General features: G+C 44.8%; 19 protein-coding genes and 1 pseudogene. 4 read left to right on the plus strand and 16 right to left on the minus strand.

Going from position 1 to position 15,919, the window contains the following annotated elements; translation table 11 throughout:
- Positions 1 to 6: 6 nt before the first annotated feature.
- From M1M80_RS16250 to M1M80_RS16275, 7 genes and pseudogenes are all read right to left on the minus strand, one after another.
- Positions 7 to 1,038, minus strand: coding sequence for a nitronate monooxygenase (locus M1M80_RS16250; protein WP_060399371.1), 1,032 nt, complete (start codon positions 1,036 to 1,038; stop codon positions 7 to 9).
- A gap of 13 nt (positions 1,039 to 1,051) precedes the next feature.
- Positions 1,052 to 1,450 (minus strand): secondary thiamine-phosphate synthase enzyme YjbQ, encoded by a 399-nt coding sequence (locus M1M80_RS16255; protein ID WP_003242206.1) that lies wholly within the window; start codon positions 1,448 to 1,450, stop codon positions 1,052 to 1,054.
- Positions 1,410 to 1,524, minus strand: a pseudogene (locus tag M1M80_RS21745) (hypothetical protein). Before M1M80_RS21745 ends, M1M80_RS16255 begins: the two are co-directional and overlap by 41 nt.
- Positions 1,525 to 1,567: 43 nt before the next feature.
- A complete protein-coding gene (locus M1M80_RS16260) occupies positions 1,568 to 3,232 on the minus strand; it encodes a glycoside hydrolase family 13 protein (RefSeq protein ID WP_060399372.1) in 1,665 nt (554 codons plus the stop codon).
- 124 nt (positions 3,233 to 3,356) lie between these two features.
- Positions 3,357 to 4,649: a hemolysin family protein gene (locus M1M80_RS16265; RefSeq protein WP_060399373.1), complete on the minus strand. Its 1,293-nt coding sequence runs from the start codon at positions 4,647 to 4,649 to the stop codon at positions 3,357 to 3,359.
- Between the two features lie 43 nt (positions 4,650 to 4,692).
- Positions 4,693 to 5,370 (minus strand): zinc metallopeptidase, encoded by a 678-nt coding sequence (locus tag M1M80_RS16270; protein WP_003242198.1) that lies wholly within the window; start codon positions 5,368 to 5,370, stop codon positions 4,693 to 4,695.
- Between the two features lie 40 nt (positions 5,371 to 5,410).
- Positions 5,411 to 5,674 (minus strand): YuzI family membrane protein, encoded by a 264-nt coding sequence (locus M1M80_RS16275; RefSeq protein WP_019259310.1) that lies wholly within the window; start codon positions 5,672 to 5,674, stop codon positions 5,411 to 5,413.
- Between the two features lie 46 nt (positions 5,675 to 5,720).
- Here M1M80_RS16275 and mstX point away from each other — a divergent pair, with 46 nt between their 5' ends.
- A complete protein-coding gene (mstX, locus tag M1M80_RS16280; protein ID WP_060399374.1) occupies positions 5,721 to 6,053 on the plus strand; it encodes a biofilm formation protein MstX in 333 nt (110 codons plus the stop codon).
- The gene (locus M1M80_RS16285) at positions 6,050 to 7,033 is read left to right on the plus strand and encodes a potassium channel family protein (protein WP_060399375.1); all 984 of its coding nucleotides are present in this window, start codon (positions 6,050 to 6,052) and stop codon (positions 7,031 to 7,033) included. The genes mstX and M1M80_RS16285 overlap by 4 nt, the downstream gene beginning before the upstream one ends.
- Here M1M80_RS16285 and M1M80_RS16290 read toward each other — a convergent pair.
- The 5 genes from M1M80_RS16290 to M1M80_RS16310 all read right to left on the minus strand — a co-directional run bounded on the left by M1M80_RS16290 (position 7,030) and on the right by M1M80_RS16310 (position 11,826).
- Entirely contained in the window at positions 7,030 to 7,434 is a 405-nt protein-coding gene (locus M1M80_RS16290) for a YugN-like family protein (RefSeq protein WP_003242191.1), read from the minus strand. The two genes, M1M80_RS16285 and M1M80_RS16290, sit on opposite strands and share 4 nt — an antisense overlap.
- 59 nt (positions 7,435 to 7,493) lie before the next feature.
- On the minus strand, positions 7,494 to 7,865 hold the full coding sequence (locus M1M80_RS16295) for a hypothetical protein (protein WP_060399376.1): 372 nt from the start codon (positions 7,863 to 7,865) through the stop codon (positions 7,494 to 7,496).
- A 57-nt stretch (positions 7,866 to 7,922) separates the two neighbouring features.
- Complete coding sequence (locus tag M1M80_RS16300) at positions 7,923 to 9,275, minus strand: glucose-6-phosphate isomerase (protein WP_003242188.1); 1,353 nt, start codon at positions 9,273 to 9,275, stop codon at positions 7,923 to 7,925.
- A gap of 110 nt (positions 9,276 to 9,385) precedes the next feature.
- The gene (locus M1M80_RS16305; RefSeq protein ID WP_003242187.1) at positions 9,386 to 10,558 is read right to left on the minus strand and encodes an iron-containing alcohol dehydrogenase; all 1,173 of its coding nucleotides are present in this window, start codon (positions 10,556 to 10,558) and stop codon (positions 9,386 to 9,388) included.
- Positions 10,559 to 10,662: 104 nt separating this feature from the next.
- Entirely contained in the window at positions 10,663 to 11,826 is a 1,164-nt protein-coding gene (locus tag M1M80_RS16310; RefSeq protein ID WP_003242185.1) for an iron-containing alcohol dehydrogenase, read from the minus strand.
- A 230-nt stretch (positions 11,827 to 12,056) separates the two neighbouring features.
- Here M1M80_RS16310 and M1M80_RS16315 point away from each other — a divergent pair, with 230 nt between their 5' ends.
- Positions 12,057 to 12,293 (plus strand): DUF378 domain-containing protein, encoded by a 237-nt coding sequence (locus M1M80_RS16315; RefSeq protein WP_003220771.1) that lies wholly within the window; start codon positions 12,057 to 12,059, stop codon positions 12,291 to 12,293.
- Between the two features lie 44 nt (positions 12,294 to 12,337).
- Here the strand turns inward: M1M80_RS16315 and yugI are convergent, their stop codons facing one another.
- The 3 genes from yugI to M1M80_RS16330 form a co-directional block, all read right to left on the minus strand.
- Positions 12,338 to 12,730 carry a S1 domain-containing post-transcriptional regulator GSP13 gene (gene yugI, locus M1M80_RS16320; RefSeq protein WP_003228864.1) on the minus strand — a complete coding sequence of 131 codons (393 nt, stop codon included), beginning with the start codon at positions 12,728 to 12,730 and terminating at the stop codon, positions 12,338 to 12,340.
- Between the two features lie 202 nt (positions 12,731 to 12,932).
- Positions 12,933 to 14,093 (minus strand): aminotransferase, encoded by a 1,161-nt coding sequence (locus M1M80_RS16325; protein ID WP_003241096.1) that lies wholly within the window; start codon positions 14,091 to 14,093, stop codon positions 12,933 to 12,935.
- Positions 14,094 to 14,594 (minus strand): Lrp/AsnC family transcriptional regulator, encoded by a 501-nt coding sequence (locus tag M1M80_RS16330; protein ID WP_009968070.1) that lies wholly within the window; start codon positions 14,592 to 14,594, stop codon positions 14,094 to 14,096. It abuts the gene before it with no gap.
- A gap of 150 nt (positions 14,595 to 14,744) precedes the next feature.
- Between M1M80_RS16330 and M1M80_RS16335 the strand changes: the two genes are divergently transcribed.
- Entirely contained in the window at positions 14,745 to 15,566 is an 822-nt protein-coding gene (locus M1M80_RS16335) for an alpha/beta fold hydrolase (RefSeq protein WP_003241092.1), read from the plus strand.
- Positions 15,567 to 15,593: 27 nt separating this feature from the next.
- Here M1M80_RS16335 and M1M80_RS16340 read toward each other — a convergent pair whose 3' ends face one another.
- Positions 15,594 to 15,854, minus strand: coding sequence for a YugE family protein (locus M1M80_RS16340; protein WP_060399377.1), 261 nt, complete (start codon positions 15,852 to 15,854; stop codon positions 15,594 to 15,596).
- Positions 15,855 to 15,919 lie beyond the last annotated feature (65 nt).

Consider the following 15,919-nt stretch of genomic DNA (forward strand, 5'->3'; position numbering starts at 1 on the left):
ATCAAGTTACGGTCGGCAAAGCTCGGCTAACAGCGTTTTCACATCAGCGGGCCCGTTAAGCATTCCGACAGATTGCCCGGCCCACAGAGACATGTACCCGGAATCTTTTTCACTGGCTGCGTGCTTTCTCATCGGCTTTGTTAACGTGTTTTGCAATGGATAAGGAAGCGCGTTTGCCTCCTCAGTTTGCTGCTCTTTCATCCATTGATTGACTATACCCCTTGCAGGCTTACCTGAAAACAATGAGGTGAGGCGCGTGTCTGTCCCCCGCGCTTTATTTAATTCGCGGCTGTACGCTTCAGATACTTCGCATTCCTCACACATGAGAAACGGCGTCCCAACCTGTACGCCTTGGGCTCCGAGACAATGAGCGGCTTGGACGCCGCGCCGGTCGGCAATTCCGCCTGCAGCGATTACTGGAACGGAAACGGCGTCTGCCGCCTGGGGAATCAGCGACATGAGGCCCAGAGCGGATTCCCCGCTGACAGGCAGAAAGGAACCGCGGTGGCCGCCCGCTTCGCTTCCTTGCAGTACGATGATGTCCATTCCGCGTTCTTCAAGCAGGACAGCTTCCTGCGGAGTCGTAGCTGTCCCGATGAGAGAGCAGCCATTTTTCTTTAACGCTTGAATGCTTTCGTCCGGCGGAATGCCAAACGTAAATGAACAGGCTTTTACATTGTGTTTGAGAATGATGTTTATTTTTTCATGGAAGTCCTTCCATTCTTCTTCCTCTGAAGAGAATGGAGAAGCCTGTTCGGCAAACGGAATTCTGTTTTTCCAAGTTTTAATCATGTCCTCATCCGGTTCTTTTCTGCTTTCCGGAACAAACACATTCACCTGAAATACTCGATCAGTCAGCTGCTGCATCTCAATGATTTGCTTTTCGAGCATGTCGGGACTGAGGTATCCTGACGCCAAGCTGCCGAGCGCGCCTTCATTCGACACAGCGGCTGCCAGTCCGGGCGTGACAAGCCCGCCGGCCATTGGCGCTTGGATGACAGGTTTTGTCAGCGATAATGCTTTCATCCATTCTGTCATGAAAACCCTCCTGTTACCCTATGATTTTGATATAACATGTCCGTGTACGCGGCCCGTCAAATTCGCAGAAATAAATGCCCTGCCACGTTCCAAGAATGAGTCGGCCGTTGTCAATAATGACATGCTGTGAAGCTCCGACCGTACTCGACTTCATGTGTGCAGCTGTATTGCCCTCCATATGGCGATCCAGCTCGTGTTCCCATGGATAGACCTCATCAAACCTTCTGAGCATATCTTTTTTGACATCGGGATCGGCATTTTCATTAATTGTAATGCCCGCAGTCGTATGAGGACAATAAATCAGCGCCGCGCCGCTCGTTACACCTGTTTCTTGAAGAAACGCCTCCACCTCGCGGGTGATCTCAATCATTTCATCTCGTTTGGTCGTTTTGATTTGCAATGTTTTCAGCATTTGTTTCTCCTTTCATTTGTCCGCTCTATTTGCTAATTCGTTCTGTGTTCTTTTTTTCCTGTTAAACCACTCACATAAACTTGACAAAAACAAAAAACTCCAGTCTTTGGCTGGAGTTTAGCGCCATACATATATTCTTGCTTCATACGGCTTTAACAGTACTGATGTTATGTGCTTGTGCGGCTCTGTTTCCACATTTGACAATATGAGTGCGTCTGATGACAATGGAAATCCGGGGCGCTTGAAAAAAGCCGGCGTTCCTGTCAGATTGGCTGCAATCAGTGCAGTATGGCTCTCGTTTTTCCGAAGATATGCAAAGATTTGCTGATCTTCCGGTAAAATGAGCTCGTATGTTCCATTGATAAAAACATCGTATGTTTGACGCAGTTTGATCAAGCTTTTGTAAAAGTGGTATACGGATGATTTGTCGTTTTTTTGCGTCTCGGCATTCAGCCATTTGTAATTCTCATTGATTCCGATCCACGGTTTTGCATCAGAAAATCCGGCGTATGGATCAGCAGTCCATTGCATCGGCGTTCGTGAATTGTCCCTTCCCTTTTTCCAGACAATTTTCATCACGTCCTCGTGGGAAGCACCTTTCGCCGTTTCTATATCATACAGGCGTTTCATGGCGACATCATCATAGTCCTCAATAGATGGAAATGCCACGTTTGTCATGCCGAGTTCCTGCCCCTGATAAATAAACGGTGTGCCTTTCATGAGAAAATAGACAGAAGCAAGCGCTTTTGCACTTTCTTTCAGGTACACTCCGTCGTCTCCCCACACAGAAACTGAACGGGGCTGGTCGTGATTTTCCATAAACAGAGCATTCCAGCCGATCCCTTCAAGACTGTCCTGCCACTCTGTTAGAATTCGTTTGAAGGAAACGATATCAATGCTTTCATTGATCTCTACATCCCACAGGCCGAGATGCTCAAATTGAAAAATCATGCTGAAGATGCCGTTTTTTTCACCAGCCCATTCAGCCGCTTCCTTTGCAGCGACACCGTTTGCCTCTCCGACTGTCATAATCGGATAGCGGGAAAATGTATTTTCCTTTAGCTCTGTTAGCATATCCATAATGCCGTCAGCATTCATATGATAAGGAAAGGAAGGAACGCAGTCCAGCCCTTTGGGATTCGGCATATCTGGAAGCCCCTCTTTTTTCTTAATATGCGTAATGGCATCCACCCGAAATCCGTCAATTCCTTTTTCAAGCCACCAATTGATCATGTCGTAAACGGCATTTCTCACTTTTTCATTTTCCCAATTCAAATCAGGCTGTTTTTTATCAAAAAGGTGAAGATAATACTGGCTTGTCTTTTGATCATACTGCCATGCCGGCCCGCCGAAAATACTTTCCCAATTGTTTGGCGCTTTTCCGTTTTTGCCCTCCTTCCAAATATACCAGTCGCGCTTTTCCGAGTGTATGGATGAACGGGATTCAATGAACCACGGGTGTTCGTCGCTTGTATGGTTCACGACAAGATCCATAATCAGCTTCATGCCCAGCTCATGAATGTCACCAAGCAGCTGGTCGAAATCAGCCATGGTGCCGAAATCGCTTAATATGTTTTTGTAATCCCTGATATCATAGCCGTTATCCGCATTGGGCGAATCGTACAAAGGGCAAATCCAGATGACGTCAGCGCCCAGCTCTTTTATGTAGTGAAGCTTGGATCTGATTCCTTGAATATCCCCGATCCCGTCGCCATTTGAATCTTTAAAACTGCGGGGGTAAATTTGGTAGACAACCGCTTCCTTCCACCAAGCCTTTTTCATACAGCCACTCCCTCCTAAGTGTCCCGGTCTATATATCTTATGTAGAAAAAAGGCTTTGCAGCATTGCTTTTTCCGAAAACCGCCGACGTCATAAAAAAACAGCCGCTCAATCTTCGGCTGCTTTTTATAAAAAGTCAGTTTTTTTAATTTCTATAAAACGGATGTGATGATCTTCGGCGTCGAGGATTTTAAACTCACAGCCCTCCGCGTGTATCACATCTCCTGCTTTCAGCTCCATTTTTTGCGTCAGAAGCCAGCCTGCAATCGTATCAATTTCTTCATTTTCAATGGCAATGTCGAGCAGATCGTTTACTTCGTCTATTAGCGCTTTTCCATCCATTACATAATGATGCTCGCCTTTTTTCAAAATGTGCGGCGTTTCATCCTGATCATATTCATCGCGAATTTCCCCGACGATTTCCTCGATAATATCCTCGACAGTGACAAGACCCGCCGTTCCCCCGTATTCATCTACGAGAATCGCCATGTGAATCCGCTCCTTCTGCATGCGGATCAAAAGCTGCTGAACAGGGATGCTTTCAATGACTCTGATGACGGGCCTCATAATCTGCTTCAGCTTGATCGGCTGTCCGAGAAAATAAGCTTTAAACATATCTTTGCTGTTGATGATCCCTAAAATATGATCCTTGTCTTCTTTAATGACAGGGTAACGTGTATACCGTTCATTAATGATGTGATGGATCGCTTCTTCAAGCGACTGCTCCAGAGAGATAACCGCAATTTCTGTCCGCGGAATCATAATCTCTCTCGCTACCCGGTTGTCGAATTCAAAAATCTTATTCACATAGCGGAATTCAGACTGATTGATTTCTCCCTTTTCATAGCTTTCTGAAAGGATCAGCCTCAGTTCCTCCTCGCTGATGACAACCTCATGCTCCTTCACTGAATGAAAGCCAAACAATTTCACAAGAAAACTTGCAGAGCCGTTCAACGCTTTAATAAATGGATACGTGATTTTATAAAACCAGATTAGCGGCTTTGCAATCCATAAACTGACAGCTTCAGCCTTTTGAATGGAAACCGTTTTCGGGGCAAGCTCACCCATCACCACATGCAAAAAAGTGACGATGATAAATGCAACGATAAATGTGACAATGTGGTTAAACGGTTCCGGCATGCCTGTCATTGTAAATAAGGGATGAAGAATGCGTTCAAATGTCGGTTCACCAAGCCATCCAAGGCCGAGGGCAGTAATCGTAATCCCGAGCTGGCAGGCTGATAAATACTCGTCAAGGTTGGAGATGATTTTATGTGCGGCAAGCGCCCGGCTGTCACCGCTTTCGATGAGCTGGTTAATTTTTGAACCTCTGATTTTGACGATCGCAAATTCCGCTGCAACGAAAAGAGCCGTAATGCCAATCAAAACAAAAATGGCGATCAGTTGTAAAATAAGCAAAAAAAGCCCTTACCATAAATGGTAAGGGGCCACCTCCTTAACGTTAATTCTCATTACGACCGTTTAAGAAGATCATCACAAAGCGAAGAAGCTCAAACAGGGAAACCAGGGCGGCGGCCACATACGTTAAGGCGGCGGCGCTCAGCACTTTATTTACCCCATTCTCTTCATTGTTCCGGATGAATCCTTCTGACACAATAATTTGCTTCGCGCGTGAACTTGCATTGAATTCGACAGGCAATGTAATCAGCTGGAAAAAGACAGCGGCTGAAAACAAAATGATGCCAAGCCCGATCAGATTCAGGCTGCCGAGAAGCATGCCTCCTAAGAAAAGCAAAGGAGCTACACCGGATGCAAAATTCACGACTGGGAAGATTTTATGTCTCAGCACAAGCGCACCATATGACTCCTGATGCTGCAAGGCATGTCCGACTTCATGGGAAGCTACGGATATGGCGGAAATTGAGCGGCCGTAATAGACCGGCTCAGATAAACGCACCACCCGTCTTGTCGGGTCGTAATGGTCTGTTAAAGTGCCTCTTACCGGTTCGACCGGCACGTCGTAAAGACCGTTTATATCTAAAATCCGTCTTGCCGTTTCTGCCCCTGTACGTCCGCTTGAGGCTTCCACTTTTGAATATTTTTCAAAGTTGCTCTTTACTTTAAATTGTGCCCAAAACGACAATCCCAATGCGGCTATTGTTAAAAATATAAACAGCATTTTTCATCATCCTTTTTCCATGATCATTTCTCTATTACGATTATTTTAATGAGTTTTCTTTTCCGTGTACAGAAATGCGCTTCTTCCTCCGGCTCGGAGCACACAATCCGATCAGCAGAAAGAACAGACCTGCTGAAAACAAATAAAAGGAAAAGCTGCCGACCAGCTCTTTCAGAAAATGAAGCCAGGAGAAGCTGCCGGAAAAGTGATTATATGAATTCAAATCGAAAATAAACAAAATCACCGCGGATGCCGCCAGCTGCGTACCGATCAAAACCACGATCGTTCTTTGCAAGATCGTCATCTTTTTCATCCTTTTTGTTTTAGTTTATGGAGAAATCCATTTTTATATGTTTTGTTCATTTTTTGAAAAACATCATCGGAAGTGGGACATACTGTTAGAAAAAAGCACGGGTGTGATGGAAGCCATGAAAGTGACGAGTGAGGAAAAGGAACAGCTGAGCACAGCAATCGACCGAATGAATGAAGGGCTGGATGCATTTATCCAGCTTTATAATGAATCGGAAATCGATGAGCCGCTTATTCAGCTTGAAGATGATACAGCCGATTTAATGAAGCAGGCACGAGATACGTACGGCCAGGAAAAGCTAAACGAGAAATTAAATACAATTATTAAACAGATTTTATCCATCTCATTATCTGAAGAAGGAGAAAAAGAATGAAATCAAATCGGATATTTATTTCATGGCTCAGGTGGCCGTTATTTATCCGAATCGGGGTTATTATTTTATGTCTGATTCTTTTATTCGGCCAAATCATTTATGTACTTGAGCCGAAGCAGTTCACTTCGGTATTTGAAGGCATTTGGTGGGCTGTCGTTACCGTTTCGACAGTCGGCTATGGAGACTATGTGCCGCACACGCCGCTTGGACAGGCAGCCGGAATACTGCTGATTTTGAGCGGAGCAAGCTTTGTCACCGCATATTTCGCCACGTTATCTGCAGCCGCAATCAGCAGACAGCACCGCTACATCGAAGGAAAAGTCGCTTACAAAGGGCGGGGCCACATCATTATGATCGGGTGGAATGAAAAATCAAACCGGCTGCTGAAGGAGCTGCAGCTTACGGCCCCTTCCAAGACGGTTGTGCTGATCGATGAATCTTTAAAAGAAGGCCCGCTTATCGAAAACGTCCATTTCATACGCGGGCACGCTGCCGATGATGAGACACTGAAACGGGCCAATGTTGCTGAAGCGGAGTCAGTGATGGTGACAGCTGATCAGTATAAAAGTGAAGCTGAAGCAGATATGCTGTCAGTGCTGATTCTTTTATCTGTTAAAGGGCTTAACCCCCTTGCATACTGTATCGTCGAGATTTTGACTGACCGGTTTGTCACCAATGCGGAGCGGGCAGGCGCTAATCAAATCATCGGAACTTCAGAATTTATCAGTCGGGCAATGCTGCAGCATTATCAAGTCAAATTACGGCCGTCTAAGCAGAACGGAATTAAGCTGACACTTGATCAACATGTGAAGCTTCTTTCTGTTCCTGACGATCTAAAGGGAGCTGCTTACAAAACGTGCGTCCTCCATTTCCTTGATCACAACACGACAATTATCGGCATACAAAAAGAGGAAGGGCCGATGATTTCCCCTCCTCTTACATATAAAGTGCTCGAAACAGACCAATTTCTTGCGATCTAATGCAGCAGAACATCCTCCAATTCTTTCACAAGGGAGGCGCCGATATCCAAATACGCCGGATCAATTTCCGCGTCGCGCCTTTCCGGCTCGGAAAATTGATTAAACAGTGATTGGAATGGCCCTCCCTCGGCATAATCGTCAAGATCCGCCTGAAACACCTGCCTCAGCATAAATGGCGTTCCGATCCGAACAGCCGCCCCGCGTTCATCGAGACTGCCCTGTACCGCATTGACGGGAATCCTTAAAAACAAATAGCCGTCTCTATCATCAATTTTATAATCAAAGTAGCCGTGATCGTATTCCCAGCCGCCGTTTATCACATAACCGAGCGGCTTCATTACTTGTTCCAGTTCTTGAAGCAGAAAAGACTGCCCATCTATCGCGGAAGGTATTGGTATCATCAAAATGCCCCTTTTTCACTTATCCTGTCCCGCCGAACAAGACTTCATTCAGAGGCGGACTACATGGAAATCGTTGTTTCTTTCGTGCGGCCAACTAAAAAGAAAGCGCATTCAATTAAAAAGTAAACAGCCATTGCCGCTGCAAGCCCTGCAGCAGATTCCCATGAAACATAAACAACTGCGGCATAGAGTCCTAATTTAGTGAAAAGAGTATGAGATCGTTTTAAATGCATCAGCCGGTGTACCGCATCGGTAAAAAGCGCAAGCGGCAAACCAATGAGAAGAAAGGCGTGGATGAAAAAGTGTGATAGCGTGCCGCCGAAGCTTGAAGAAAACTCTGTATACACGGCATCAAAGGAGATAAGAATGCTTAGAACAGCTGCAGAAAAAACGGCAATGATGAGATGTTTAACCATTTGTTTCATGAACATCAGCACCTTTCTGATTTTATAAAAAGCCGACTGGCGATGCCAGTCAGCTTTCTCACATTAATCTTCCAGACGTTTTTCAAGCTCTGCTTTTTTCTCTTCAAAGCCAGGTTTGCCGAGTAACGCAAACATATTGACTTTATACGCCTCTACTCCAGGCTGGTCAAATGGATTGACGCCAAGGAGATAACCGCTCATCGCGCAGGCTTTTTCGAAGAAATATACAAGGTATCCAAAAGTATATGCATTCAGCTCAGGAATGTTGACGATTAAGTTCGGAACATTTCCGTCTGTATGGGCAAGCATCGTGCCTTGGAACGCTTTCTTGTTAACGAAATCAATCGTTTTTCCGGCTAAATAGTTTAAGCCGTCAAGATCGTTATCCGCTTCTTCTATTGTCAGTTCATGTTTCGGTTTCTCTACGTTCAGCACCGTTTCGAATAAATCTCTGCGGCCTTCTTGTACATACTGGCCTAATGAATGAAGGTCTGTTGAATAGTTAGCTGAAGAAGGATAAATGCCCTTCTCATCTTTCCCTTCACTTTCTCCGAACAGCTGCTTCCACCATTCCGCAAAGTATTGAAGCGCCGGTTCATAGTTGATGAGCATTTCGATTGTTTTGCCCTTATTATAAAGCACATTGCGAACAACCGCATATTGGTATGCAGGGTTTTCTTCCAATTCAGAAGTCGCAAAATCTTTGCTCGCATCCAGTGCGCCTTTCATCATGTCGTCAATGTTGACGCCGCTGACAGCAATCGGCAAGAGGCCTACAGCTGTTAATACAGAATAACGGCCGCCGACGTCATCAGGAATGACAAATGATTCAAAGCCTTCTTCGTTAGAAAGCGTTTTTAATGCGCCGCGCTCTTTATCAGTTGTCGCGTAAATCCGGGCTTTCGCTTCTTCTTTGCCGTATTTCTCCTCAAGAAGCTTACGGAAAATACGGAAAGCGATTGCAGGTTCAGTTGTTGTGCCTGATTTAGAAATCACATTAATAGAGAAGTCAACATCTTCAAGAAGATCCATGACATCTCTCATATAAGATGAACTGATGTTGTTTCCGATGAAAATAACTTGCGGATTGCCGCGTTTTGCCTTTGGCAATGTATTATAAAACGCGTGATTAAGCGCTTCGATCGCAGCCCGCGCACCGAGATAAGAACCGCCGATGCCGACAACAAGCAATACATCAGAGTCAGATTTGATTTTTTCGGCGCTTTTTTTGATGCGCGCGAATTCTTCTTTATCATAATGTTCAGGGAGGTCCACCCAGCCTAGAAAATCGCTGCCAGCGCCTGTTTTTTCATGAATATTATGGTGTGCTGTTTTTACAAAGTCCCGTAGGTATGTAAGTTCATGTTCGTTGAAGAAAGTCAACGCTTTTGAGTAGTCAAAGCGTACATGCGTCATTGCTTGTCCCTCCATAACGGTATAATGTTTTCATCTTTCACTTTATATGAACTTATCTGTGAAATCAAGTCAAGAAGAAAGGGCGGAATGACTGGATTCCGCCCTTTGGATTATAGAGACGCGCGAAGGATGGCAAGTACGTCATCTTTGTTCAGTTTTTGGAAGTTGCCGAAGCCGCCGTGTTCCATTTCTTTGGCAGCGATATCAGCAATCAGTTCAAGCTTATCTTCTCCGATATTGTAATCGGCAAGGCGGGAAGGTGCGCCGAGGCTTGTCCAGAATGCAGACAGCTTGTCGATTCCTTCAAGTGCGATTTCTTTATCTGTTTTGCCTTCAGTATCAATGTCAAACATGTTGAGCATGAGGTTTTTAAAGCGGCCGACATTTGTATCAAGCGTGTATCTCATCCAGTTCGGGAACAGAATCGCGAGTCCGCCGGCATGCGGAATATCATATACAGCTGAAACAGCGTGCTCCATTGTATGAGAAGCCCAGTCGCCGAAGTAGCCCATTTGGAGCGTGCCGTTTAAAGCGATTGTGCCTGCATACAGGATTGTTTCACGAAGCTCGTAATTTTCCAGATCTTCAAGAAGCTTAGGAGCTGTTTCGATAACCGTCTGCAGAACCGCAAAGCACATTCTGTCTTGAAGCGGCGTGTTTTCGACATTATGGAAGTATTGCTCAAATACGTGGCTCATCATGTCAACCATGCCGTATACTGTTTGATTTTCTGGGACAGTGAACGTATTTACAGGATCTAAAATGGAGAAACGCGGATGAGTCACATTGCTGCCCCATACATATTTCTCGTTTGTTTCCCAGTTTGTAATCACGGAATCAGGGTTCATTTCAGAGCCTGTCGCAGCAAGGGTTAAAACAGTGCCGAACGGGAGCGCATCCTCTGCTGTTACTTTTTTGCTGAAAATATCCCAAGCGTCGCCATCGTATTTGACGCCGGCAGCAATCGCTTTTGTGCAGTCAATGACACTGCCTCCGCCGACTGCAAGCAGAAAATCAATGTGATGCTCTCTGCATAGGTCTATGCCTTTTTCCACTGTCGCAAGACGCGGGTTCGGTTCTACACCTGACAGCTCATGAACCACAGCGCCTTCTTCTTTTAAAATGCCTGTGACTTGATCATAGAGGCCGTTGCGTTTAATGCTTCCGCCGCCGTAAACAAGCAGCACATTCTTGCCGTATTGCTTTAATTCTTTTCTTAATTGTTCAATCTGGCCTTTTCCGAAGATCAGCTTCGTCGGATTATAATAAGTGAAATTTTCCATTGTAAAACCTCCAAATAATGCTGGTAAAAAAAACAGATTTTCCATTGTAACACAAGTTAACAAAAAGAAAAAGGGAAGCAGCCGAACGGCTGTTTCCCCTTTTTTTATAGAGATGCTTTCAAAATGGCAAGCACATCTTCTTTGTTGAGTGATTTAAACTGGCCGAATGTACCGTTAGCCATAGCCTTGTCTGCAATTGTGTCAAGCTGCTCATCATTAATATCGTAATCAGCAAGACGGTTCGGTGCGCCAAGGCTTGTCCAGAATGCAGACAGCTTATCGATACCTTCAAGTGCAATTTCTTCATCTGTTTTACCTGCTTCTTCAACATCAAACACGCGAACTGCAAGCTGTTTCATGCGGGCAGGGTTTTCAGATAATGTGTGTCTCATCCAGTTCGGGAACAGAATCGCCAGTCCGCCGGCATGCGGAATGTCATAAACGGCTGATACTGCATGTTCAATATTATGAGTTGCCCAATCCCCTCTTGCACCCATAGAAAGCATGCCGTTTAATGCGATTGTTCCTGTATATAGGATCGTCTCACGCAATTCGTAATTTTCGAGATCATTGATCAGCTTAGGCGCTGTTTCAATGACTGTACGCAGAAGTGATTCACACATACGGTCCTGATACGGCGTATTTGATACATGATGGAAGTATTGTTCAAATACGTGGCTCATCATGTCAACCATACCGTAGATCGTGTGATTTTTAGGAACGGTGAATGTATTCACCGGATCAAGAATCGAGAATTTAGGGAATACGAGCGGGCTGCCCCAGCCGTATTTTTCTTTTGTTTCCCAGTTTGTAATCACCGAGCCTGAGTTCATTTCAGAACCAGTCGCAGCGAGAGTCAATACGGTTCCGAATGGCAGAGCATCCTTCGGCTGATGTTTTTTTGTGACGATATCCCACGCATCACCATCATACTTCGCTCCTGCGGCAATCGCTTTTGTACAGTCGATTACACTTCCGCCGCCGACAGCCAGCAAGAAATCAATGTTGTGTTCTTTACAGATGGCAACACCTTTATTAACAGTCGACACACGCGGATTCGGTTCAACGCCTGCTAATTCCTGCACGGTCACTCCGGCTTTATCCAGCTGTTCAATCACTTGATCATACAGGCCGCTGCGTTTAATGCTTCCGCCTCCGTAGACAAGCAATACGTTTTTCCCGTAAGGTTTGAGTTCCTCCGGCAGTCTTTCCACTTCCCCACGCCCGAAAATTAATTTGGTCGGATTCCAGTATGTAAAGTTTTGCATGACATCTCCTCCTTAGATTTTTTATTATGCAGAATGTCCTTACTACATGTAAAGCAATCAGCTCTCACCGGGTTGCATATCGCTTGGTTTTATATGGCAGGATGCTGGGAAAGAAACTGATATAGGTAAGGGAAGGCTGGATTCCCTCAATATGGAGAATGCATGTATAGATTCTCCAATATGTCACAATCTATAACTGTTTTAATAATTCATGGAGGAGGTTGCAGAACATGAGTACCATTCAGAGAATTTGTCTTGTTTTAACCATCATTGGCGCTATTAACTGGGGACTGATCGGATTTTTCCAATTTGACTTAGTAGCGGCCATCTTCGGCGGCCAAGGTTCAGCCCTTTCCCGCATCATTTACGGACTTGTCGGAATCGCCGGTTTAATCAACCTCGGTCTGCTGTTTAAGCCAAACGAGGAAAGATCACGTGAAGAGGCAGCAAATCCTGAAATGCGATAGGATAAAAAAGCACCGAACATTCCTGTCCGGTGCTTTTTTCATGCTTATTTTTTGATAAGGTCTTTGCGGTTGGACATTTCGATCCACTCTTCAAGCTTATCTTTTAATGTGTTGAAACCTTGTGGTGTAGAAGCTTCTTCGCTTACTTGCGCAGCTTTAGGTTTTCTTGGTTTGCTTTCTTTTTTCTCAGGCGCAGCTTGTGTCGCACGAATTGAAAGGCTGATTTTTCCTTTTTCTTCATCAACAGCAAGTACTTTTACTTGTACTTCGTCGCCAACTGAAAGGTGCTCGTTGATATCTTTTACGAAACCGTGAGTCACTTCAGAAATGTGTACTAAACCTTGAGTTTCTTCATCTAATGCAACAAACGCACCATACGCTTGTAATCCTGTAACTTTACCAGTGTAAACACTGCCCACTTCAAATTTTGCTGCCATTCATAACAACTCCTAAGTTAAATTAAATATCTGTTTATACGCAATTTAAAATTATATCACACATGTCTTATTTCCGCAAAGAAAACTTTTTTATAAAAAATCAGGTTTATGCACAGCAAAAAGGGGGTAAACTGAAAATACCAAAGGCTTTCTAGTATTCCCCCCTTTTATTGGATGCGAACAAAAAGGTTCGTATCTTTTTTTATGTTGTTTTGTGCAGGAAGCGTTTTATTCTGACTAATGCTTCTTGAAGCTGCTCGATCGAGGTTGCGTATGAACAGCGGATATAACCTTCACCGCTCGGACCAAACACACTTCCCGGAACAACAGCCACTTTTTCCTGCGTCAGAAGCTCCTCGGCAAACTGCTCCGAACTCATTCCCGTGCTTTTGATCGATGGAAAAGCATAGAAAGCGCCGCCTGGATGATGACAGCTGAGGCCGATTTCATTGAGCGTTTCTACAAACAAATTCCGTCTTCTTCGGTAGCTTTTTTTCATTTTTTCTACATCTTCCATGCCGTTCTTCAGACCTTCCAAAGCGGCAAACTGCGCCATTGCCGGCGCGCACATCATCGCATACTGGTGAATTTTAAGCATTGCATCCCGAAGAACGGATGGTGCTGCGGCAAAGCCGAGTCTCCAGCCTGTCATCGCAAACGCTTTTGAAAAGCCAGAGATGACAACCGTCCGTTCCTTCATTCCCGGTAATGCCGCTATGCTTGTAAATTCCTCATCATATGTCAGCTCAGCGTAGATTTCGTCAGCTAAGACGATTACATCATGTTTTTTGGCAAACTCAGCAATCTCATTCAGCTCTTCCTTCGAATAAACCGAACCTGTCGGATTCGATGGCGAGCAGATGAGAATGGCTTTCGTTTTTTCAGTGACTGCCGCTTCAAAATCCGCAGCCGTTGCTTTAAACCCTTTGTCTGCCGTTGTGTGGACATGAACCGGAATGCCGCCCGCCAAAGAAACAAGCGCATCGTACGCCACAAAACACGGCTCAGGAATGATGACTTCCTCACCTGGATTCACAATAGCGCGAATTGCAATATCCAAAGCCTGACTTGCCCCTACTGTCACAATCAGCTCATTGTCTGGCGAGTAGCGAAGGTCAAACCTGCTGCTCAAATAACGGCTGATTTCCTCACGCAGTGAGTATAAACCGGCATTGGCTGTGTATGATGTATAGCCTTGTTCAAGCGAGAGAATGCTTGCTTCACGGACATTCCATGCGGTAACAAAATCAGGTTCGCCGACGCCTAAAGAAATGACGCCTTCCATCGTTGCCGCCAAATCAAAGAATTTGCGGATGCCGGACGGCTTTATTTGTTGTACATAGTCAGATAAATACGAAGTCATTTACGGGGACACCACGATTCTTTTGTCGTCGTCTCCTGTTTCAAACACTTTGCCGTCATGCTTGTATTTTTTCAGGATAAAATGAGTTGTCGTAGATACAACTGAATCAAGTGTGGACAGTTTATCTGAAACAAAACGCGCTACGTCAGACATCGAATTGCCCCGAATCACGACAGACAAATCGTACACGCCTGACATCAGGTAAACTGATTCAACCTCCTGGAACCGGTATATCCGTTCCGCCACTTCATCAAAACCGACTCCCCGCTTCGGCGTTACTTTGACGTCAATCATGGCTGTTACGCCTTCATGCCCGTCGACTTTTCGCCAGTCAATCATAGCGGAATAATCGATGATAACCTTTTCTTTTTCCAGTTTGTCAATAATTGTTTTCACTTCATTTACAGGGATCCCCGCCATCTTTGCAATTGTTTCTAAATCGGCGCGGCTGTTTTCGTCTAAAATTTCTAATATTTCTGTTTCTTTCTCTGTCAATTTCATTCGATTCACACCTTTGCAATGTCAAGAAATCTTCATGACATTATATCACGTTTTTTGACGAATGCTAAGAAAAAAACAAGGAGAAACTTCCGCTAGAATTGTCAATTTAAGGGCACAATACAGACATCTTATAAAAGGGAGTGACACAGAATGGAGGGGGTTTCACCAATAAGGCGGCTTACGGTCGATGGTGTCAATGTATACTATGAACATTATCAAAATCCGGGCAGGCAAACGCTTGTCTGCGTACACGGTTTTTTATCGTCTGCTTTCAGCTTCAGAAAAATAATCCCACTTCTCCGGGACAAGTACGACATCATCGCGCTTGATTTGCCTCCTTTCGGCCAATCCGAAAAATCGAAAACATTTATCTATACTTATCAAAACCTCGCGAAGCTTGTCATTGGGATTTTGGAACACTTGCAAGTCAAACAGGCTGCGCTTGTCGGCCATTCTATGGGCGGACAGATATCGCTGTCTGCTGTTCTGCAAAAGCCGGAGCTTTTTTCAAAGGTTGTGCTGCTTTGCAGTTCAGGGTATTTAAAACGTTCGCACCCGACAATCACTTTCGGGACCCACCTCCCGTATTTTCATCTTTATATCAAGCGCTGGCTCTCGAAAGAAGGCGTGATGAAAAATTTATTAAATGTTGTGCATGACAAATCGCTGATTGATGAAGAGATGATTGACGGCTATGGCAGGCCGTTTCAAGACGGGCAGATTTTCAAAGCCATGACAAGGTTTATCCGCCATAGAGAAGGAGATTTAGAACCCGAACAATTAAAGAAAATGAACAAGCCTGCTTTATTGATTTGGGGCGAGGAAGACCGAATCGTTCCTGTGGAGATCGGTAAACGGCTGCACGAGGATTTGCCTGATTCCGTGCTGTACTCACTTGGCCAGACTGGACACCTGGTGCCTGAGGAACGGCCTGAATTCGTTTCCGAACATATTGCAGAGTTTATTAAATAACAAAAAAACCGGTGTAGAACCGGTTTTTTAAGGCGTGCAGGAGCTGCTGTCTTTAATGAATAAAAGCTGGCCAGCCACTTCCCGGCAGCTGTCGATCGGCAGCGTTTGTTCAAAAGAAACTTCAAATATATGCTGAATGCTTTTCGCCAACACGTCGGGATCGTCTTCATCATAGACAGCCTGCACGACATCAACAGCTTCCGTTTCGTAAAATCCTTCTCCATATTTAAACGGGTCCCATTTGGCAATGATCTTGATCATTTCCCTGACCGCTTGACTTTCTTCCATAATCATCACCGCTTATAATAAGATTTGCAGTTCTATTTTATCATAGTTACGTTAAGAAGAAGAAA

Origin of the sequence: Bacillus inaquosorum (assembly GCF_023238325.1) — a bacterium.
Lineage (GTDB): Bacteria > Bacillota > Bacilli > Bacillales > Bacillaceae > Bacillus > Bacillus inaquosorum.